This is a genomic window from Agrobacterium sp. GD03872, assembly GCF_029840625.1.
Classification (GTDB): Bacteria; Pseudomonadota; Alphaproteobacteria; order Rhizobiales; family Rhizobiaceae; genus Agrobacterium; species Agrobacterium fabrum_A.
The window spans coordinates 415,165-435,949 of the sequence record NZ_JAOCCY010000001.1 but is presented as its reverse complement, the minus strand read 5'-3'; the positions used below and the strand labels follow the sequence as shown (position 1 = coordinate 435,949).

The following is a 20,785-nucleotide window of genomic DNA, read 5'->3' as shown; positions in this document are numbered from 1 at the left end:
GCTCAGGGCAACGGCACCATGGCGCGCCGCATGACGGAGGCGTAATAGGCCCAGAACAGCCGCGCGGCGACGGAGCGCCAGGGTGTCCAGAGTTCCGCCCGCTCCGCCAGCCATTTCGCATCCGGCCGGGTCTCAAGCGACAGCGCGTGCCCCACCGCGGCCCGCAACGCCACATCGCCGACCGGAAAAATATCCGGGTGGCCTCCGCAGAACATCAGATAGACCTCCGCCGTCCACGGGCCGATACCGCGAAGCGCCACCAGTTCGGCGAGGGCTGCGCCAGCCTCCCTGCGCACCACGCCGTGAAGATCGATCCGCCCTTGCGTGACGGCGCGCGCCAGCCCTTCCAGCGTCGTCGCCTTGGCGCGCGAAAGGCCGAAAGTGGCGCGCAATTCCGCCGGCGCGCCGAGATAATTTTCCGCCGTGACCGCGCCGCCGGTGCCGGCAAGGATACGCGCCCATATGGCATTGGCGCTGGCGCGCGACACCATTTGCGAGACGACGATATGGGCAAGGCCGGAAAAGCCGGGCTCATGAATGCGCAGTTCCAGCGGACCGGCTTTTTCGATGACGAGGCCGAGAGCCGGATCGAGTTGGGCGAGATGCTCCAGCCCTTCGCTGATGTCATCCATCCCGGTAATGATTTTCATGTCCGTCATTCCATATGCCGCCAGCCGCTGGCGGGGTGCTTTAAAACATGGCAGAAGAAACCATGCCTTCGCCTCTCCGTCAAAAACCGGTTTACCGTTTCGCACCAAGCCCCAATGGCCTGCTGCATCTCGGGCACGCGCTTTCCGCCTTCCTGAACCACGATATGGCGCGAGACAATAGCGGCCGCTTTCTTCTGCGCATCGAGGATATCGATCAGACACGCTGCACACCGGAGCTGGAACAGGCAATCTATGACGATCTTGGCTGGCTGGGTCTCGACTGGGAGAAACCGGTGCGGCGGCAATCGGAGCATTTCGATGCGTACCGTGTGGCGCTGGACAGGCTGATCGAGGCAGGACTTGCTTACCCTGCCTTTCTGAGCCGTGGAGAAACCAAGGCAATCGTTCGTACTTTCGAGGCGGAGGGAGGGTTGTGGCCCCGCGATCCCGATGGCGCGCCGCTTTACCCGGCCATCGACCGGGAGAGGCCAAGGGCGGAGCGGGATGCGCTGCTCGCCTCCGGCCGGCCGCACGCCTGGCGGCTCGACATGGAAAAGGCGATCCACGCCGCCGGCATCCCCCTGTTCTGGCAGGAGAGTGGCGATGGCGAGACGGGACAAATCGAGGCCCTGCCAGCGCTTTGGGGCGATGTGGTGCTGTCGCGTTCCGACGCGCCGTCGAGTTATCATCTTTCCGTTGTGGTGGATGACGCGTTGCAGGGCATAACCCATGTGGTGCGCGGCATGGATCTCTATCACGCCACCGCCATTCACCGGCTGTTGCAACACCTGCTGGACCTGCCGCAACCGGCCTATCGCCATCACCGGCTGATCTTGGGCGCGGACGGGCGCAAGCTCTCGAAAAGCGAAGGCAGCACCGGACTTTCCGCCCTTCGTTCGGAAGGTGCTGCGCCTTCAGATATCCGCCGGCTTGTCGGTCTCCTCTAGAACCTGCTCGCGACGCGCGCTGTTGCCGCCGATATTGCGGCGGATGATCTGGCGGACCTTGTATTTCATCAGCGCGGCATTCACCTCCGCTCCGAGCATGAAGATGACGCCGACCATGTAAAGAAACACCAGCACCACCATCACCGAGGCGAGACCGGCATAGGTGGCGGCATAATTGGCGAAAGTGGAGAGGTAATAGGCGAAGATCGCGGCGCCGATGACCCAGAAGATCATTGTCAGCAGAATACCCGGCCAGACATCCCAGATGCGGCGCTTGCCGGCGGGAAGCCACAGATGCGCCGCCACCAGCCCCGCCGTCAGCACGACGATGGTGCCATAAAGGCCGAGGCTGGAGATGGTATTCAGCACATCCGTCAGCCACGGGAACCGCTGCTCGGCAAAAGATGTGGCGACCGGCACGGCAACCAGCACGATGCTGATGCCGGCAAAGACCACGACGGCGATCAGCACATAAAGCAGGCTGAGCAGGCGGGTGACATACCACCAGCGCGTTTCGGTGACACGATAGGCGCGGTTCAGCGAAATGCGCAGCGCTTCCACACCATTGGACGCAAAATAGGCGGCCGCCAGCACCGAAATCGTCAGCAGCCCGCCGCGCGGAATGGTCAGCACCTGCTGCACCTGCGCCGCCAGCGGCCCGGCAATAGCCTCCGGCCAGGTGTCGAAAATCAGATGCACCGCCGTTTCGGAAAACTGATCCGCTCCCAGAAAACCGGCGAGAGCCGTGCCGAAGATCAGGAAGGGAAACAGGGCAAGCAGAATGGACAGCGCCATATGGCTCGCCATCGCCCAGCCGTCATCCTCGGCGAAATGGGAATAGGCATCGAAGGCAACCTTGCCTGCCAGGCGCACTGCGGCAACCATGTCACCTCCATTCATCGGCATTTCATTTGTAACTTCGAGCCGAATATGGGAAATCAGCTTCGCTTTGTACAGCGCGCAAGCTGGCCTTTCGGTTCCAGAAGGGCACGGATTTCGCGCGATAGGATTTTAACGGGCCGGGCAATCGGGCCAGAGCAACAGTCGGTTTCCCGGAGCGGCAAATGTCTGAAAAACCCGTCATCATCATCACCGGATGTTCCTCGGGCATCGGCGCCCATTGCGCCGGCGCGCTCCACCGGGACGGCTGGCGGGTTTTCGCCACCGTGCGGCGCATCGCCGACATGGCGGCGCTTGAAAACCAGGGCATCGAGACCCTGATCATGGATTATACCAAGCCGGAAACCATCGCCGCGCTGGTGGACACCGTCGCGGCCCGGACGGGCGGTCGCATCGATGCGCTTTTCAACAACGGCGCTTATGGCCAGCCGGGCGCGGTGGAGGATTTGCCTGTCGAGGCGCTGCGGGCGCAGTTCGAAACCAATGTCTTCGGCTGGCACGATCTGACGCGGCGGGTCATTCCCTTCATGCGCGCCCGGGGTGCGGGGCGCATCGTGCATTGCTCCTCCATCCTCGGCCTTGTGCCTTACCGTTATCGCGGCGCTTACACCGCATCGAAATTCGCCCTTGAGGGGCTGGGCGTCACGCTGCGCATGGAGCTTCAGGGCAGCGGCATCCATGTCAGCCTGATCGAACCGGGGCCAATCACCTCCAAATTCACCGCAACGGCGCTTGCTCATATCAACGAGCACATCGATCTCGAAAATTCCGCCCATGCGGCGGAATATAAACGCCAGTTGGCGCGCATGGATGGTTCCGGCCCCGTCAACCGCCACAAGCTCGGCCCGGACGCCGTTTATGCCGTGTTGAAACATGCCCTGACCGCCAAAAGGCCGAAACCGCATTATCCCGTTACCGTGCCGGCCAAACAGGGGCTTGTGCTGAAACGGCTCTTGCCTGCCGGACTTTTCTATCGTCTGCTGCGCAGATTCGATTGAGGAGGAGTAATACCGCATGTCCGGCTTCACCACCGTTCTGGCCCTTATCGTCATGGGCCTCGTCGTCATCGTGCTGATACGCGGCCTCTTCAACATGCTGAAGGGACAGGACGCCAACCGCTCCAACAAGCTGATGCAGCTTCGCCTGCTTTTGCAGGCTGTGGCGATTGTGCTGATCATGTTTACCCTCTGGCTTACCGGCGGTGGCCGCTGACATGGTGAAGCTGAACAAGATCTACACCCGTACCGGCGACAAGGGCACCACGGCGCTGGTTTCCGGCCCGCGCCGCCTGAAGCACGATCTTCGCGTCGAGGCCTATGGCACGGTGGACGAGACCAATTCGGCCATCGGCATCGCGCGGCTTCATACGGGCGGGATGGAAAAGCTGGATGCCATGCTCTTCCGTATTCAGAACGATCTTTTCGATCTCGGCGCCGATCTCGCCACGCCGGACAGCGGCGAACCGCTTTCCTATGAGCCGCTGCGCATCGTCGAAAGCCAGGTCACGCGGCTGGAAAACGAAATCGACGATCTCAATGCCGCCCTTGAACCGCTGACCTCTTTCGTGTTGCCGGGCGGCAGCGCTGCGGCGGCCAGTCTGCATATGGCGCGCACCGTCTGCCGGCGCGCGGAAAGACTGATGGTGGAACTTTCCGTCACTGAGAATGAGATCGTCAGCCCGGCGGCGCTGAAATATGCCAACCGCCTATCCGACTTCCTGTTCGTCGCCGCCCGCTTCGCCAATGATGCCGGCAAGGCCGATATATTGTGGGTTCCCGGCAAGAACCGCTAAAGCGTTTCAATGACGCAACCAAAGGGCGTTCGATGTTCATACCGCTGCACGATGCGAATTCCCTCAAACATATCCGGCTGCAATATGTCACCATCGGCCTGATCGTGGTCAATGTGCTGGTCTGGCTGTTTACCGGGGTGCTGGCCAGCGACACACAGGCCAATGCCGCAGCCCTCGGCCTCGGTTTCATTCCGGCAGTGGTGTTCGATTACGCCTATCTGGAACCCGCCCTGCAAGTCGTGCCCGATGACCTGACCGTCGTCACCTATGCTTTCCTGCATCTGGATTTCTGGCATCTGGCCGGCAATATGCTGTTTCTCTGGGTCTTCGGCGACAATGTCGAGGATGCGCTCGGCCATTTCCGTTTCCTGATTTTCTACATCGCCTGCGCCATCGCCGGCGCGCTGTTTCACGGTTTCGTCGCCCCCACCTCGGAGGGGCCGCTGATCGGCGCTTCGGGTGCGGTCTCCGGCGTCGTCGCGGCCTATTTCCTGCTGCATCCCAGGGTGCGCGTCTGGGTGCTGGTTCTCATGCGCATTCCGCTTCCTTTGCCCGCCTTCATTCCGCTGGCGCTGTGGATCGGCCAGCAGTTCCTGATGCTAGCGCTCGGGCTCGAGGAAAACGTTTCCTGGGGCGCGCATGTGGGCGGCATCATGGCGGGCGCAATCATGGTGATCTTCATGCGCAGGCGGGGCGTTCCCCTGTTTGATCGCACCATTGTTCCGCCGAGGGCGGCACAGTTCAAGAATCCGTCGCAAACGGCGGGGTTGTCGCAAATCGAACGGGGCTATGACGGGAGCAGATGAGCTCTTGCGAAAGAGATAGAGTATTTACGTGAACGTCAACGTAAGATATGCCTTACGTGCATGTGATAATGAAGATTGCTCCGTTGTAATTGCGGGAAAAATGCTTATCCATGTCGCCAACCTGTTTTTGGAGGTCCGCGCGGTCAACTGGCCAAAGCGGACAGGAGTTTGAGGAAAGCCGCCGATGAAGATCCTTGTCCCCGTCAAACGAGTCGTCGATTACAACGTTAAGATCCGCGTAAAATCGGATGGTTCGGGCGTTGAGCTTGCGAATGTGAAGATGTCGATGAACCCGTTCGACGAAATCTCGGTGGAAGAGGCGCTGCGCCTGAAGGAAGCCGGCAAGGCCGAAGAGGTTGTGGTGGTCTCCATCGGCCCGGCCAAGGCGGAAGAGACGCTGCGCACCGCACTCGCCATGGGCGCCGACCGCGCCATCCTGATCGAGACCGACGAGACGGTCGAGCCGCTGGCCGTCGCCAAGCTTCTGAAGGGCGTTGCCGAGGCTGAGCAGCCCGGCCTCGTCATCGTCGGCAAACAGGCGATCGATGACGATTCGAACCAGACCGGCCAGATGCTGGCCGCCCTTCTCGGCTGGGGCCAGGGCACCTTCGCCTCCAAGGTCGTACCGTCCGACGGCAAGGTCGCAGTCACCCGTGAAGTCGATGGCGGTCTGCAGACGGTGGAGCTGAAGCTTCCCGCCGTCGTCACCACCGATCTTCGTCTCAATGAGCCGCGTTATGCGTCGCTGCCGAACATCATGAAGGCGAAGAAGAAGCCGCTCGACAAAAAGTCGCCGGCCGATTTCGGCGTCGATGTTTCGCCGCGCCTGAAGGTGCTGAAGACCGAAGAGCCGGCAGGCCGCAAGGCCGGCATCAAGGTCGGCTCGGTTGCCGAGCTGGTCGAAAAGCTCAAAGCCGACGGCGTCCTCTAAGGTTTCGGAAAAGGGAGATATTCTTATGGCCATTCTTCTTCTGGCAGAACACGACAACGCAACCCTTTCCGACCTGACGGGCAAGACGCTGACGGCGGCAACGCAAATCGGCGGCGACGTCCATGTGCTGGTCGCCGGCACCAATGCAAAGGGCGCAGCTGACGCGGCAGCGAAACTCTCCGGCGTTTCCAAGGTGCTGCTCGCCGACGACGCCTCCTATGCCAATGCGCTCGCCGAGCCGCTGGCGGCGCTGATCGTTTCGCTCGCCGCATCTTATGACGTGATCATCGCCCCGGCCACCGCCTCGGCCAAGAACGTCACGCCGCGCGTTGCGGCGCTTCTCGACGTGGCGCAGGTCTCGGAAATCATCGAGGTCGTCAGCCCTGACACCTTCAAGCGGCCGATCTATGCCGGCAACGCCATCCAGACGGTGCAGGCGACCGATGCGAAGAAGGTCATCACCGTGCGTCCGACCGCCTTTGCAGCGGCGGCCGAAGGCGGCTCGGCAGCGGTTGAAACCATCGGCGCGGCCGCAAACCCCGGTCTTTCCAGCTTCGTTTCCGATGCTCTGGCGTCGTCCGACCGTCCGGAACTGACGTCGGCCAAGATCATCATCTCGGGTGGCCGTGCGCTCGGTTCCTCGGAGAAGTTCAAGGAAGTCATCCTTCCCGTCGCCGACAAGCTGGGTGCCGCCGTTGGCGCCAGCCGTGCGGCCGTCGATGCCGGTTATGCGCCGAACGACTGGCAGGTTGGCCAGACCGGCAAGGTGGTTGCGCCGCAGCTTTACATTGCCGCCGGCATCTCGGGCGCCATCCAGCATCTGGCCGGCATGAAGGATTCGAAGGTCATCGTCGCCATCAACAAGGATGAAGAAGCGCCAATCTTCCAGGTGGCCGACTATGGCCTCGTCGCAGACCTCTTCGAGGCGCTGCCCGAACTCGAAAAATCGCTGTAATTTAAGCATAAATTGGAGGCGGCGCGTTTTTTAAACGCGCCGCCTTCTCTTTTTCGGCGATATGCGTAACATCGCCGGCAATAACGCAGACGAAATCCCTGAGAGGAGACCAGCCTATGACCGCCCCCTTTAAGAACATCGGTGTCATTGGAGCCGGTCAAATGGGATGCGGCATTGCGCATGTCTCCGCCATCGCCGGCTACAGGGTCCATATCTACGATCTTTCCAAGGAAGGCATCGAGGCCGGTCTTGCCACGATCAACGGCAATCTCGCCCGCCAGGTCACCAACGGCAAGCTTTCGGACGACGCCCGCAAGCAGGCGCTGGCGCTCATCAGCGGTTCGACCGACATCAACGATCTGGCAGCCATGGACCTCGTCATCGAGGCCGCGACGGAAAACGAGGAGATCAAGCGCAAGATTTATGCGCAGGTCTGCCCGATCCTGAAGCCCGAGGCGCTGCTCGCCACCAATACCTCGTCGCTCTCCATCACCCGGCTTGCATCCGCCACCGACCGTCCAGAACAGTTCATGGGCATCCACTTCATGAATCCGGTTCCGGTCATGAAGCTGGTGGAACTGGTGCGCGGCATCGCCACCAATGAAAAGACCTTCGACGCGGCCAAGGACTATGTGCGGACGCTGGAAAAGGCGATCACCGTTGCCGAGGATTTCCCGGCCTTCATCGTCAACCGCATCCTGCTGCCGATGATCAACGAGGCGATCTATACGCTTTATGAAGGCGTCGGCTCGGTGGAAGCCATCGACACCGCCATGCGGCTCGGCGCGAACCACCCGATGGGACCGCTGCAGCTTGCCGATTTCATCGGTCTCGACACCTGTTTGTCGATCATGCAGGTGCTGCATGACGGCCTTTCCGACAGCAAATACCGCCCCTGCCCACTGCTGGTCAAATATGTCGAGGCCGGCTGGCTCGGCCGCAAATCAGGCCGCGGCTTCTACGATTATCGCGGCGAGACGCCGGTTCCGACGCGCTGAACCCCTTCACCTGAACCCTCAGGCAATGAGCAGGTAAATGATCGATCCGACGCCGGCGGCGACGACGGATGCAGCCGTGAGCAACCCGCAATAAACGAGCGTTCCGGAAACGGCGGCGACGAATACGCGCCCTACCGCGTTGGCGGCGAGTGCAGCGAGGATCGCGCTCGCCACGATATCCGGCGACAGATTCTGTGCGCTGGTTCGCAACGCACTGAGAACCGCCACATCGGCATCGAATATGGCCGATAAAGCCGTGAGAGCGATGAAGCCGCCCGCGCCGATCCAGACAAGCAGAACGGCATTCAGCGTTCTCGTCGCGGCAAAGAGCGTGGCGAAAATGGCAAGCGGCACCAGTTCGAACGGGTTCTTTGCGTCGATTTCCTGCCCGGACTGCATATCCTGCAGCCTTATCAGGCCAGCGCCGCTTAACCCGAGAACCAGTGCGGCGGCCAGTACGGCCGGTGCGATAAGGGAAAATGTCGTCAGCGAAAGGGCAAGAACGATAACGAGAACCCGGAGCAGCGATACGGTCGCGGCCAGCGCCGCCACACCGGCCAGAGGCCACACGTTTTCACCGCTTTTCGCCTTCTGCCCGAAGCTGGCGGTTACGGCGGTCGATGAAACGAGGGCGCCCGCCAGCCCGGTCACCAGCAGGCCACGGGTTGAGCCGAGGAGGCGCACGGCAATATAACCGCAATAGGAAATCGTGGCGCTGAGCACGGTGAACAGCCATATTTCCCAGGGGTTGAAACCGCCCCACGGATCGATCGCCCGGTTCGGAAGGATCGACAGGCCAACGGCGGTCATCACGGCGAGCACCAGCGCAGAGCGCAGCTCGATCCATGTCAGCCGTTCCAGCAGGCGATGGAGGACATCCCTGCCGGCGAGCAATGCCGCAAGGGCTGCGCCGCCAGCTGCGGCTGCCTGATATTGCGCCGTTACCGCAAGCCCGCCAAGGGCAAAGACGCAGAGCGCCGCAACGACGCCGGTAACACTGAAATCATTGTCATGGCGCGCCTCGCGCAGCTTGAACCATGAAAAACTGAATGCGAAACCCAGAAAACCCGCCGCGAAGGCGAAAGCGCTGTTCTGTTCACGGGCCAGCACGCCGAAGACGCCGCCGAGCAGGCCGGCAATACCATAGGTCCTGATTCCGGCGGTGCGACTGCCGGCCGGCGCATCACGCTCCCGCCAGCCGCGCTCGAGGCCGACAAGCAGGCCGATGGCGAGGGCAAGGCCAAGCCGGGGGATAAGCAATTCCATGTCGGCACCCATTCATGGCGTAAGCCAGAATCATTATATGAGGCGGGGACTGACTTGTCTCTCTCCGCTGGCAAGGCCTGTTTCGGAAGCGATGGCTGCGCGCGCCTCATCCCCGCCTTCGGCATTATTTTGCGGTCGCGGCGCTCACCAGCGCCTTGGCGTCCTCGCTGTCCCACGCCGCAGGACCGTTCATGGCGGCAAGCAGGCAGCCATTTTCATCCAGCAGCAGCGTCGCCGGCAGGCCGAAAGCGAGACCTTCCTTTTTGAGAACGTTGAAGACGCCCATGGAACTGTCACGGTAAGGCTTGAGCGCGTCGATCCCGTATTCATCCATGAAGGCTTTCGGCTTCTCATCCGCGCCGACATCGATATTGACGGCCACGACCTCGAAGCCATCACCACCCTTTTCCTTTTCGAGCGCATTCAGCGCCGGCATCTCTTCCCGGCAGGGAACGCACCATGTGGCCCAGAGGTTGAGAAGAACCGCCTTGCCCTTGAGATCGGCAAGCGTCATGTCCTTGGCCTCCGGCCCCTTGAAGGACAGCGGGATGATGCGCGGCTTGTCCGCCGCCGACATGGCCGCCACCTGCCCCTTCAGAAACGGCCTCAGCGAGGCGATGCGGTTTGCCGCCCCCTCACATAAACCGGCGTCAGTCCCCGCTGCCCCTTGAACCGGGCTCTCAGACCCAATATGCCTGAACCAGACCGCGCCAGCGCCGGCGAGCACACCGGCCACGGCAGCAATTGCAACCAATTTGGCGGAAGGAAGCCTGAACGGCCTTTTTTCTGTCATCGAATACTCCAGGGCACTTAACATGGCTGACGGCACAGATCAGAAATCCTCCAACCAGATGTGGGGCGGGCGTTTCGCTTCCGGGCCATCTGCCATCATGGAAGAGATAAATGCCTCCATCGGCTTCGACAAGAAGCTTTACGCCCAGGATATCCGCGGCTCTATGGCGCACGCCGCCATGCTGGCGGAAAAAGGCATCATTTCGCAGGAAGATAAAGACAAGATCACTCACGGCCTGAACACGATCCTGTCAGAGATCGAAGCCGGCAGCTTCGAATTCTCGCGCAAGCTCGAAGATATCCACATGAACATCGAAGCGCGGCTTGCCACCCTCATCGGCCCGGCCGCCGGCCGCCTGCACACCGCCCGCTCGCGCAACGACCAGGTGGCGCTCGATTTCCGCCTGTGGGTCAAGGAAGAATTGCAAAAGACCGAGGGTATGCTGACGGCCCTCATCGCCGCCTTCCTCGACCGCGCCGAAGAAAATGCCGACACAGTGATGCCGGGCTTCACCCATCTGCAAACCGCCCAGCCCGTCACCTTCGGCCATCATTGCATGGCTTATGTGGAAATGTTCGGCCGTGACCGCGCCCGCGTGCGCCACGCCATCGAGCATATGGACGAAAGCCCGATCGGCGCGGCCGCACTCGCCGGCACCGGCTATCCCATCGACCGCCATATGACGGCGAAGGCGCTCGGCTTCCGTGAGCCGACCCGCAACTCCATCGACACCGTCTCCGACCGCGATTTCGCGCTGGAATTCCTGTCTATCGCCTCCATCTGCGCCACGCATCTGTCGCGCCTCGCCGAAGAAATCGTCATCTGGTCGACGCCGCAATTCGGCTTCATCCGCCTGTCGGACGCCTTTTCCACCGGCTCCTCGATCATGCCGCAGAAGAAGAACCCTGATGCCGCTGAGCTGGTGCGCGCCAAGACCGGCCGCATCAACGGCTCGCTGATCGCGCTTCTGACCGTCATGAAAGGCCTGCCGCTCGCCTATTCCAAGGACATGCAGGAAGACAAGGAACAGGTTTTCGACGCCGCCGAGAGCCTGGAACTGGCGATTGCCGCCATGACCGGCATGATCCGCGACCTTGAAGTGCGCAAGGACCGCATGCGCGCCGCCGCCGGTTCGGGTTACTCCACGGCCACCGATCTCGCCGACTGGCTGGTGCGCGAGGCGGGCCTGCCCTTCCGCGACGCCCACCATGTGACCGGCAATGCCGTGGCGCTGGCCGAAAAGAAGGGCTGCGATCTCGCCGATCTTTCGCTGGAGGAATTGCAGGCCATTCACCCCGGCATCACCAGGGGCGTTTTCGACGTTCTGTCCGTCGAGGCATCCGTCGCCAGCCGCACCAGTTTCGGCGGCACGGCCCCTTCGGAAGTGAAGAAGCAGATCGCCTGGTGGCGCGGACGCAACTGATAAATCCCGGTTCCGCCGCGATCACAAGAAACAGGGTGCACAAGCGCCCTGTTTTTCGTTATCAGAGAGGCACATATTTCCTTTGGACAGGCCCATGCTTTCAAAAACTGCGCGCAAACTCATCGTTCCCATCGGCATGACACTCGCCGTCAGCCTTGCTCTCAGCGCCTGCGGGCGTAAGGGCGATATCGATCCGCCGAGCACGCCGGTCGAAATGCGCAACAAGCGCAATGCCGACGGAACGGAGACGAAGCCGGCAACGGCGGAGCGGCCGTTCATCCTCGACAAGCTTCTCTGACGGGTAAAAAGCCGTGAACCATTTTGGCTATATCAACGGCGTGCTGCACGCCGAAAACGTGCCCGTGCCCGAGATCGCCAAGGCGGTGGGCACACCCTTCTACGTCTATTCGACTGCGACGCTGGAGCGCCACTACAAGGTGTTCTCAGGCGCTTTTGCCGATGTGGACGCCATGGTCTGTTACGCCATGAAGGCCAATTCCAACCAGGCGGTTTTGAAGACGCTGGCAAAGCTCGGCGCCGGCATCGACGTCGTCTCCGGCGGCGAATTGCGCCGCGCGCTCGGCGCCGGGGTGCCGGCAAGCCGCATCATGTTCTCCGGCGTCGGCAAGACGGTTGCGGAAATGGATTATGCGCTGGAAGCCGGCATCTACTGTTTCAACATCGAATCCGAGCCGGAACTGGAAGTCCTCAACCTGCGCGCCGTGAAGGCGGGCAAGCGGGCGCATGTCTCCTTCCGCATCAATCCGGACGTGGATGCGCGCACCCATGCCAAGATTTCCACCGGCAAGAAGGAAAACAAGTTCGGCATTTCCTATGAACGCGCCCGCGCGGTCTATGCCCATGCCGCTACCCTGCCCGGTATCGAAGTCACCGGCATCGACATGCATATCGGCAGCCAGATCACCGAATTGCAGCCTTTCGAGGATGCTTTCCGACTGTTGCGCGAACTGGTGGAAGTGCTGCGCGGCGACGGACACACGATCAGCCACGTCGATATTGGCGGCGGTCTCGGCATTCCCTATCGCGAGGACAATAATCCGCCGCCGCTGCCGGATGCCTATGCCCATATCGTCAAGAATGAGCTGAAGAGCCTCAACTGCAAGATCGTCACCGAGCCGGGCCGCCTGATCGTCGGCAATGCCGGCATTCTGGTGACGGAAGTGATCTATGTGAAGGACGGCGGCGAAAAGACCTTCGTCATCGTTGACGGCGCCATGAACGATCTCATCCGCCCGACGCTTTACGAGGCCTATCACGGTATCCGTCCCGTGGTGCAGCCGGCCGCGGACGCGCCGCGCATCAAGGCCGATATTGTCGGCCCGGTCTGCGAGACCGGCGATTATCTGGCGCTCGACCGCGAGATGGCGGCACCGCAGCCGGGCGACCTGATCGCCGTCAGTTCCGCTGGCGCTTATGGCGCGGTGCAGGCCGGCACCTATAATTCACGCCTGCTGGTGCCGGAAGTGCTGGTGAAGGACGACAAATTCCACGTCATCCGCCCGCGCGGCACCTATGAGGAGCTGATCGCACTCGATTCCGTACCGGCCTGGCTCGACTGACCGCGTCTGTCATCCGGCTGTTTGATCACAATTGAGCGATGCTGCCTAAAAAATGGGGGTGAGGGCGTAGGTGCCCTCGTCTTCGCCACAAAGAATGTTATCCTCGCCTCCATGATATGAACAGCTCGCCGTTCCGGGAATGGCGTTCGACGTGGCCAGAACCGGGAGAACGGATTGATGACCACAGCTGGAGAGGACAGGACAGGCAGAAAGCGCCCGACCGGCGCATTCGCGCAGCGGCCGGACCTTGCCCGCCGGGTTGCCGCCAAGCGCTTCTTCGCAAAAATCGTGCTGCTCTCGGAAAAGATTGCGCCGAAAACGCTGTGGCCTCTCTCCATCGCCGCCGTGTTTCTGGCGCTTGCCTGGTTCGGCCTCTACCGGCAGATGCCGGATTTCCTGCGGCTTGGCGTCGTATTCCTGCTGGTCTTCAGTTTCATCGCCACGCTTTTGCCGATCCTTCGACTGAAATGGCCGACGGATAACGACGCGTCCCGCCTTCTTGAAGATCGCAACGGTCTGGCGCACCAGCCGGTCGGCGTGCAGGAAGACGAACCGGCCTTTGACACGCCGTTTTCCCGCACACTCTGGAAAGAGCACCAGATCCGCATGGCGGAGCGTATCGCCGCGCTCAATGCCGGCCTGCCGAAACCCGATATCGCCCGTTACGACCGCCTGGCGCTGCGCGCCGTTCCGGCACTGCTGCTGGTCACTGCTTTCGGTTTTTCCTATTCGAACGGCGCAGGTACGGTTGCCGATGCCTTCCGCAGCCGGCCGGCCGTCGGGCCGCTCAATCCCGATATCCGTCTCGATGCCTGGGTCACACCGCCCGCCTATACCGGCCGCGCACCGATTTTCCTGACCGGACGCGATGCGACGAACCGCGACGCGGTCTCCGTGCCGCAATCCTCCAGGCTGACAATCCGCATGACCGGCGGCGATGGCGGCGAGGAAGTGACATTCGAACCGGAGATGGCGGGCGCGCTGCAGAAGCTTGCGCCGGAAGCGGCGCGTGCCGACAGCGCAAGCGGCGATGTCGCCGCTCAGACGCCCGTCCGTTCGACGGATCAGCCCGTCGCACCGCGCACCTTCGCCATGGATGTCACCGAAAGCGGCATGATCACCGCCAATGGCGAACAATGGGTATTTAACGTCATCCCCGACCAGCCGCCCAGCATCGCCTTCGACAACATGCCGCGACGCGCCGTCAATGGCGCGCTGGAAGTGGGATTTACCGCCAAGGACGATTACGGGCTGAAGGAAGCCCATGCCATCATCGAGCCGGTCGGCGTTGCGGAAGGCGCGACCGCGCTTTATCCGCCGCCGGAATTCAAGCTCGATCTGCCGCGTCAGAACAATCGCGAGATCAAGGGCCTGACCAGCCGCAACCTGACCGAACATCCGATGGCGGGAAAACGCGTGCGCATCACGCTGGTGGCGACGGACGGCGCCGGCCAGACCGGCCGCAGCCCCGCACATGAAATGGTGCTGCCGGGCCGCAACTTCTCCGAACCGCTGGCGGCGTCCATTGCCGAACAGCGACAGATCTTCTCGCTCGACACGCGCCAGATGCCGAAGGCCATCGCCTATAACGAGGCGGTCGGCCTGCGCCCGGAAGAGACCATTCCCAACACCACGCATTATCTCCTGCTGCAATCGGCGCAGACCCGCATGCGGCTCGCTTATAATGAAGAGATGCTGAAGGAGACGGCCGATTATCTCTGGGAAATCGCGCTCGGCATCGAGGATGGCGATCTTTCACAGGCCGAAAGACGCCTGCGCGATGCGCAGAATGCGCTTTCCGAAGCGCTTCAGCGCAATGCCTCCGACGAGGAAATTGCCAAGCTGATGCAGGAACTGCGCGAGGCCATGCAGCAATTCATGAGCGAGCTTGCCCAGCGCATGCAGAATGCGCCGCAGGCCAACATGAACCAGCAGGCCCAGAACGTGCTGCGCCAGCGCGATCTGGAAAACATGATGAACCAGATCGAGAACCTCGCCCGTTCCGGCAATCGCGACGCGGCGCAGGAAATGCTCTCGCAGCTGCAGCGCATGATGAACAATCTGCAGGCAGGCAGGCCGCAGCGTCAGGGCCAGCAGGGGCAGCAGCAGAGCAGCAAGATGCGCCAGCAGATCGACAAGCTCGGCGAAATCCTGCAGCAGCAGCAGAAGCTGATGGACGAGACCTTCAAGCTCGATCAGGCGCTGCGCGACCGCATGCAGCGCGGCGACCCGCAGCAGGGCGGCGAAAGCGAAGACGAGCAGCAGATGGGCGAAAACGGCCAGCAGCCGCAAGAGGGACAGCAGGGCCAACAGGGCGAAAATGGCCAGCAGGGCGGACAGCAGCCAAGCGACCAGATGACTGCCGAACAATTGCGTGAAGCGCTGAAAAACCTGCAGGCGCAGCAGGATGCGCTCGGCAAGCAGCTCGGCGAATTGCAGCAGGGTCTTCGTGATCTCGGCATGGAACCGGGCGAAAACTTCGGCAAGGCGCAGCAGGAAATGGAAGGAGCCGGCGAGGCGCTGGGCAAGGGTCAGGGCGAACAGGCCGTCGAAGGCCAGGGCAATGCGCTGAATGCACTGCGCCAGGGCGCACAGGACATGATGGGCCAGATCATGCAGGCCATGCGCCAGCAGGGCCAGCAGCCGGGGCAAGGTCAGGAAGGCATGGCGGGCCAGGGCGGCCAGGGCGGCCGTGATCCGCTCGGCCGTCCGCGCAGCACCACCGGCCCGGATTTCGGCGATCAGGTGAAGGTGCCCGATGAAATCGACGTGCAGCGCGCCCGCGAAATCCTCGAGGCGATCCGCGAGAAGCTCGGCAACAATCCGCCGGGGGAAATCGAACGGCGGTATCTGGAGCGGTTGCTGGACATACAGTGAGGATCGGGGGGACGTGCCCCTGATCCGGCCTTTCGCCTAGCGTGGCGCTTTTTGCCGGGACCGGGGCGCAGTCTCACTCTCACTCTAGTTGACCACAAGGCTCGCCAAACACTCGACGTCATCCTCGGCCTTGAGCCGAGGATCCATTGATTTCACCGGGTTGTGGATCCTCGGGTCAAGCCCGAGGATGACGAACCTGCGAAGCAGGCGATCCGTCAATAAAAAAGGCGACCCGAAGGCCGCCCTCTAAATCTCTTTAATCTCGCCACTCAGGCCGCAAGCGCCCGCGCCACAGCCTTGCGAATATCCGGAAGCGCAAAGGGCTTGGAGACGACGTCAACGATCTTCTCCGCCAGATCATCAGCGCGTTCGCGCTGCTCAGCGTAACCCGTCATCAGCAGGATGCGCATGGCCGGGAAGCGTTCGGCGGCGCGGTGCGCCAGCTCAATGCCATCCATGACCGGCATGCGGATATCCGAGAGAAGAAGATCGAAACTGGTTTCCTGGAGCTTCTCCAGCCCCTGTTCGCCATCCGCCGCCTCATAGGTCTCGTGACCATCGAGACGCAGCGCGCGAGCGACGAAAGCCCGCAATGCATCCTCGTCTTCGGTAATCAGAATCTTTGCCATCAATCATTGCTCCTGGGCATCATTTCCAGCCGTGAGCAACATCGCAGGCTCCTCTTTTCAAGAGGTAAACACCCAGCCCTTGGCTGGGTGAATGGTTAATGAGGCGTCTCCGCGCTGTGCCGTTCCGGCACGGAAGAAGGGCTCAGGCGTCGCCCGTTACCACACCGACGAAAGGCAGCTCGCGGAAGGCGTAAGCGACGTCCATGCCGTAGCCCACGACGAAATAATCCGGACACTCGAAACCGACATAATCGGCCTCCAGATCTTCCTTGCGCTTCACCTTCTTGTCGAGCAGCACGGCGATGGTGACGTTGCGGGCGCCGCGCTCGTAGAGCAGTTCCTTGGCGAAACGCAGCGTGCGACCGGATTCGAGAATATCGTCGATCAAGAGGACATCGCGGTCCTTCACATCGCTGTCGATATCCTTGACGATCCTGACGCCTTGCGAAACCGTGCCGGTGCCATAGCTCGACAGCGTGATGAACTCGACTTCAGGGGCAAGACCGCTGTCATGCAGCGCGCGGATGAGATCGGCCGCGAAAATGAACGATCCCTTGAGCACGGCGATGACCAGTAAATCCTTGGTCGGGCCGCTGGCAATGTGCTTGGCCATGTCGCGATTGCGCTCGGCGATCTGCTCGGCGGTATAAAGCGGCTCGATGTTTTTTCCACGGACGACGGGCATTCTTACTCCTGTGCTGCGCCTTGCCGATTTTACCTTTCAGTAAAAATAGAAGACAGGCGTTAGCACAGTCAGCGTTCGGACGCACCCGCCTCGACGAAGGAAAGCTTGATCTCAGGCGTTTTTCCACCGGGATGGCGCAGTTTTGCCGAAAAACCGTGGCTGAAACCCGGCTGCACCTCTTTCACCGGCGGCTCGATGACCATGCTCGCCACCAGTTGTCCCTTGGCGGCGAAGAGATCGGCGCGAAGGGCCGGCACCTCTTCGAGATTGCCGCCATTGTTTTCGACGATGCCGTTGATGAGCAGAGTATCCATGCCATCCGCCTCCATCGGGGTCACGGTGACATGGGAAATGGCAAGTGGGTTCACCGAAGCGGCAACAGCCTGCTTTTCCGGCACGACCACCGAGAGACCGCCCGAGCCGACGAAGACGAAAATCGCGAGCCCCGCCACCAGCGCCGAATAGGCGTCCGCCGAAAGGCGCGCCAGTCTGCGGTCCACCCAACCGATGAAGGCGAGGCACAGCATGGCGAGAGTAACGGGCGGTTTTGCCGCCTGCCGGCGCGCAGCACCACGATTGTCGTTTCCGGGCCGAGGCGAACGGTTTTCCTTGATGGTGACAAATTCCGCGTCTACCACGTCGCGGTCGGGATTTGCCGCCCGCGCCGTGCGGCGGACCGGCGTTTCCGGCATCAGGAGGTCAAAATCGAATGCCGCTTGCCGGCGAGATGAACGGAACATAGCCATAGAATTCCTTGGGTGAGGTTTTCCGGCCCGCAAAACTGGGCATTGCAACGAATCCTGCCAAGTTTTAAATTTAATTGGTTAATGCTTCGCAAAAACGGCTCGCACAGGCCACCGGATCCGGGTTACACCCCGACATCCGAACCTCATGCGCCAGCGGCTTGCGAACCACCACGAAACGAAGAGACTGGAAGTCCGTTGATCCATTTCGAAAATGTCGGGTTGCGTTACGGCATGGGGCCCGAGATCCTGAGGGACATGACCTTCGACATTCCCAAGGGTTCGTTCCAGTTTCTGACCGGCCCGTCGGGCGCCGGCAAGACGACGCTGCTGCGCCTGCTTTTGATGTCGCTGCAGCCGACCCGCGGCAATATCCGCATGTTCAACCGCGATGTATCGCGCATTCCGCGCAGCGAGTTGCCGATGCTGCGCCGCCGCGTCGGCATCGTGTTTCAGGATTTCCGGCTGCTCGATCATCTGACGACCTATGAGAATGTCGCCCTGCCGCTGCGCGTGCGCGGCAAGGAAGAGAGCGCCTATCGCAACGACGTGATCGAGCTCCTGAAATGGGTGGGGCTCGGTGAGCGCATCAACGTGCTGCCGGCAATTCTTTCCGGCGGGGAAAAACAGCGCGCCGCCATTGCCCGCGCGCTGATGGACCAGCCCGAAATCCTGCTGGCCGACGAGCCGACCGGCAACGTCGATCCGCCCATGGCCAAGCGCCTTCTCAACCTGTTTCTGGAGCTTAACCGGCTGGGCACGGCCGTCGTCATCGCCACCCATGATTTCGGCCTGATGGACCAGATCGATGCGCGCCGGATGATCCTGACCGAAGGGCGGCTCGATATCTATGAATGAGATCAACCGCAAACAATTGAAGCCGGAAGCGGCGCAGCCGAAGCGCCCGCCCATGCGCATCCGCCCGATGGCGCCGATTCTGCCGCCCTCCAATATTCAGGGCAATGCGCTGATGGTGGTCATCGCCATCATGGCCTTCCTTGCCTGCCTGACGCTCGGCGCCGTCTCCATGGTACGCGCCACCGCCGCCACCTGGCAGAGCCAGATTTCCCGCGAGATCACCATCCAGATCAAGCCCGAGGACGGGCTGGACATGAATGCGACACTCTCCAAGGCGCGCAACCTGGCGCTCACCTTCGTCGGCACGCGGGATGGCACGATCCTCGACGATGCGGCGACATCGCGCCTGCTGGAGCCCTGGCTCGGCAGCGGTCTCGATCTTTCCGAGCTGCCGGTGCCGCGCCTCGTCGTCATCACCATCGATGAAAACAATCCGCCGGATTTCCAGGCGATGCGGGACATGCTGAAGACGGAAATCCCGCAGGCGTTTCTCGACGACCACCGCACCTGGGTCGACAGGCTGGTCTCCATGGCCAGAACCACCGTCATGATCGGCGTCGGCGTGCTCATCCTCGTCTTCACCGCCATGGTGCTGACGGTGGTGTTCGCCACGCGCGGCGCGCTTTCCGGCAACCGGCACATTGTCGAGGTGCTGCATTTCGTCGGCGCGGAAAGCAGCTTCGTGGCGCGCGAATTCCAGAAGCATTTCCTGAAGATCAGCCTCAAGGGGGCGGCGGCGGGCAGCGCGCTTGCCGCGGCCGTGTTCCTCGTTGCCGGTTTCTGGCAGTCGAGCACGGTCGCCACGCCGCAAAGCGATCAGGCGAGCGCGCTTTTTGGTTCGTTTTCGGTCGGGCTCGGCGGTTATCTCGGCATCGCCATGACGATGGTCATCATCGCGCTCCTGACCACGATCACCGCGCGCATGACTGTCATCCGCACCATCGACGATATTGACCGTATCCGGTCCGATCCGTCGAAAAGTGACGGTCTCGCATCGTGAGGGTGCCCTCAAAATCCCGCGGGAAAGCTGAAACCGTTACAAGCCGGATGTAACCTGCGGACGGTGGACAAAAATGCCTGTTCCTTGCCTTAATCGGCGAGTATTCAGGAGGAATGTTTGTGAGTCGGATGGACCAGGATCAGACGACGACGCGGCCGGCCAGAAAGGGCCTGTTGTCGCGGCGCGGTCCTCTGCGCCGTATTATTCGCGGCTTTATCCTGCTCTGCGTCATCACACTCGGCGCATTTTCCGGCGGTTTCCTGTGGTTTGCCGATTCCGTCGCCTCCATGCGCCCGCCGGAGGGGGCGAGAGGCGACGCCATCATCGTTCTGACCGGCGGTTATCAGCGTATCGAGCAGGCGGTTGGCCTGCTGAGAGACGGTGTGGGCAAACGGCTTTTGATATCAGGTGTCAACCCCGCCACCACCCGTTCGCAGATCCGCAAGATGACGCAAGGTTCATCCGACATGTTTTCCTGCTGCGTGGACATGGGCTACAAGGCGATCGACACGATCGGCAACGCCAACGAGGCGGCCAGCTGGATACGCGACCACAATTATTCCTCCATCGTCGTCGTCACCAATAATTACCACATGCATCGCAGCCTGCATGAGCTGCGCAACGCCAGCCCGCACACGCTATTCATCGCCTATCCCGTCATCAGCGCCGATCTCGCCCGCACCAACTGGTTCGTGGAGCCGGATGTGGTCAGAACCATGCTCTACGAATATCTGAAGTTCGTGGCGGCGGCCGGACGCGACCTGACCGGCTTCGGCAAGGGCGATGGCCTGCGCAAGGCCGCTGCCGGCCATTCCCCGATAAAGGTGACATCCGCGTCGTCCTGACCTGCGAGAACGCCCTTGCTGCGGCCCGGTGTTTTCGTGTAGGCGTCTGGCATCGGCATCCGGCATCGAGGCGCGCAAAGTTTCGGAACGGCTGCATCCCGGGAAGG

The 20,785-nt window shown here is 61.7% G+C and carries 22 protein-coding genes; 15 read left to right on the top strand and 7 right to left on the bottom strand.

All coding sequences use genetic code 11. The annotated features are described in order from the left end of the window. Window positions 1–2: 2 nt before the first annotated feature. Window positions 3–650 (bottom strand): DNA-3-methyladenine glycosylase, encoded by a 648-nt coding sequence (locus tag N5D22_RS02000; protein WP_279656113.1) that lies wholly within the window; start codon window positions 648–650, stop codon window positions 3–5. Between the two features lie 47 nt (window positions 651–697). On the opposite strand from N5D22_RS02000, the gene gluQRS reads away from it, so the two are divergent. Beyond that, complete coding sequence (gene gluQRS / locus N5D22_RS01995) at window positions 698–1,597, top strand: tRNA glutamyl-Q(34) synthetase GluQRS (protein ID WP_279656114.1); 900 nt, start codon at window positions 698–700, stop codon at window positions 1,595–1,597. On the opposite strand, the gene N5D22_RS01990 is transcribed toward gluQRS, so the two are convergent. Beyond that, window positions 1,565–2,482, bottom strand: coding sequence for a YihY/virulence factor BrkB family protein (locus N5D22_RS01990; protein ID WP_137453758.1), 918 nt, complete (start codon window positions 2,480–2,482; stop codon window positions 1,565–1,567). The two genes, gluQRS and N5D22_RS01990, sit on opposite strands and share 33 nt — an antisense overlap. 179 nt (window positions 2,483–2,661) lie before the next feature. On the opposite strand from N5D22_RS01990, the gene N5D22_RS01985 reads away from it, so the two are divergent. The 7 genes from N5D22_RS01985 (at window position 2,662) to N5D22_RS01955 (ending at window position 7,979) form a co-directional block, all read left to right on the top strand. Beyond that, window positions 2,662–3,495: an SDR family oxidoreductase gene (locus N5D22_RS01985; RefSeq protein WP_125144909.1), complete on the top strand. Its 834-nt coding sequence runs from the start codon at window positions 2,662–2,664 to the stop codon at window positions 3,493–3,495. A gap of 16 nt (window positions 3,496–3,511) precedes the next feature. Further along, window positions 3,512–3,709, top strand: coding sequence for a twin transmembrane helix small protein (locus tag N5D22_RS01980; RefSeq protein WP_003520830.1), 198 nt, complete (start codon window positions 3,512–3,514; stop codon window positions 3,707–3,709). 1 nt (window position 3,710) lies between these two features. Beyond that, on the top strand, window positions 3,711–4,289 hold the full coding sequence (locus tag N5D22_RS01975) for a cob(I)yrinic acid a,c-diamide adenosyltransferase (protein WP_279656115.1): 579 nt from the start codon (window positions 3,711–3,713) through the stop codon (window positions 4,287–4,289). 32 nt (window positions 4,290–4,321) lie between these two features. After that, a complete protein-coding gene (locus N5D22_RS01970; protein ID WP_059753723.1) occupies window positions 4,322–5,095 on the top strand; it encodes a rhomboid family intramembrane serine protease in 774 nt (257 codons plus the stop codon). 184 nt (window positions 5,096–5,279) lie between these two features. Beyond that, window positions 5,280–6,026: an electron transfer flavoprotein subunit beta/FixA family protein gene (locus N5D22_RS01965; protein ID WP_020012152.1), complete on the top strand. Its 747-nt coding sequence runs from the start codon at window positions 5,280–5,282 to the stop codon at window positions 6,024–6,026. 25 nt (window positions 6,027–6,051) lie between these two features. Next, window positions 6,052–6,981, top strand: a complete 930-nt coding sequence (locus tag N5D22_RS01960) for an electron transfer flavoprotein subunit alpha/FixB family protein (RefSeq protein ID WP_279659030.1) — start codon at window positions 6,052–6,054, stop codon at window positions 6,979–6,981. Window positions 6,982–7,097: 116 nt separating this feature from the next. Next, window positions 7,098–7,979 (top strand): 3-hydroxybutyryl-CoA dehydrogenase, encoded by an 882-nt coding sequence (locus tag N5D22_RS01955; RefSeq protein ID WP_279655847.1) that lies wholly within the window; start codon window positions 7,098–7,100, stop codon window positions 7,977–7,979. Between the two features lie 18 nt (window positions 7,980–7,997). Here the strand turns inward: N5D22_RS01955 and N5D22_RS01950 are convergent, their stop codons facing one another. Beyond that, window positions 7,998–9,245, bottom strand: coding sequence for an MgtC/SapB family protein (locus N5D22_RS01950; RefSeq protein WP_279655846.1), 1,248 nt, complete (start codon window positions 9,243–9,245; stop codon window positions 7,998–8,000). Between the two features lie 124 nt (window positions 9,246–9,369). Continuing rightward, on the bottom strand, window positions 9,370–10,038 hold the full coding sequence (locus tag N5D22_RS01945; protein WP_279655845.1) for a TlpA disulfide reductase family protein: 669 nt from the start codon (window positions 10,036–10,038) through the stop codon (window positions 9,370–9,372). Window positions 10,039–10,060: 22 nt separating this feature from the next. Between N5D22_RS01945 and argH the strand changes: the two genes are divergently transcribed. The 4 genes from argH to N5D22_RS01925 all read left to right on the top strand — a co-directional run bounded on the left by argH (window position 10,061) and on the right by N5D22_RS01925 (window position 15,918). Next, window positions 10,061–11,461, top strand: a complete 1,401-nt coding sequence (gene argH, locus N5D22_RS01940) for an argininosuccinate lyase (protein ID WP_279655844.1) — start codon at window positions 10,061–10,063, stop codon at window positions 11,459–11,461. Window positions 11,462–11,555: 94 nt separating this feature from the next. Beyond that, window positions 11,556–11,759, top strand: a complete 204-nt coding sequence (locus tag N5D22_RS01935) for a lipoprotein (RefSeq protein ID WP_020809890.1) — start codon at window positions 11,556–11,558, stop codon at window positions 11,757–11,759. A 13-nt stretch (window positions 11,760–11,772) separates the two neighbouring features. Then, window positions 11,773–13,041: a diaminopimelate decarboxylase gene (gene lysA / locus N5D22_RS01930; RefSeq protein WP_279655843.1), complete on the top strand. Its 1,269-nt coding sequence runs from the start codon at window positions 11,773–11,775 to the stop codon at window positions 13,039–13,041. 177 nt (window positions 13,042–13,218) lie between these two features. Further along, the gene (locus tag N5D22_RS01925; protein ID WP_279655842.1) at window positions 13,219–15,918 is read left to right on the top strand and encodes a TIGR02302 family protein; all 2,700 of its coding nucleotides are present in this window, start codon (window positions 13,219–13,221) and stop codon (window positions 15,916–15,918) included. A gap of 269 nt (window positions 15,919–16,187) precedes the next feature. On the opposite strand, the gene N5D22_RS01920 is transcribed toward N5D22_RS01925, so the two are convergent. The 3 genes from N5D22_RS01920 to N5D22_RS01910 form a co-directional block, all read right to left on the bottom strand. Next, complete coding sequence (locus tag N5D22_RS01920; RefSeq protein WP_279655841.1) at window positions 16,188–16,547, bottom strand: response regulator; 360 nt, start codon at window positions 16,545–16,547, stop codon at window positions 16,188–16,190. Window positions 16,548–16,689: 142 nt separating this feature from the next. After that, window positions 16,690–17,232 carry a hypoxanthine phosphoribosyltransferase gene (hpt, locus tag N5D22_RS01915; RefSeq protein ID WP_004445644.1) on the bottom strand — a complete coding sequence of 181 codons (543 nt, stop codon included), beginning with the start codon at window positions 17,230–17,232 and terminating at the stop codon, window positions 16,690–16,692. A 68-nt stretch (window positions 17,233–17,300) separates the two neighbouring features. Further along, a complete protein-coding gene (locus N5D22_RS01910; protein WP_279655840.1) occupies window positions 17,301–17,972 on the bottom strand; it encodes a hypothetical protein in 672 nt (223 codons plus the stop codon). Window positions 17,973–18,173: 201 nt separating this feature from the next. On the opposite strand from N5D22_RS01910, the gene ftsE reads away from it, so the two are divergent. From ftsE to N5D22_RS01895, 3 genes are all read left to right on the top strand, one after another. Then, on the top strand, window positions 18,174–18,833 hold the full coding sequence (gene ftsE / locus N5D22_RS01905; protein WP_003497447.1) for a cell division ATP-binding protein FtsE: 660 nt from the start codon (window positions 18,174–18,176) through the stop codon (window positions 18,831–18,833). Continuing rightward, window positions 18,826–19,833, top strand: a complete 1,008-nt coding sequence (locus N5D22_RS01900) for an ABC transporter permease (protein ID WP_279655839.1) — start codon at window positions 18,826–18,828, stop codon at window positions 19,831–19,833. The genes ftsE and N5D22_RS01900 overlap by 8 nt, the downstream gene beginning before the upstream one ends. 128 nt (window positions 19,834–19,961) lie before the next feature. Beyond that, complete coding sequence (locus N5D22_RS01895) at window positions 19,962–20,678, top strand: YdcF family protein (protein ID WP_279655862.1); 717 nt, start codon at window positions 19,962–19,964, stop codon at window positions 20,676–20,678. Window positions 20,679–20,785: the final 107 nt, after the last annotated feature.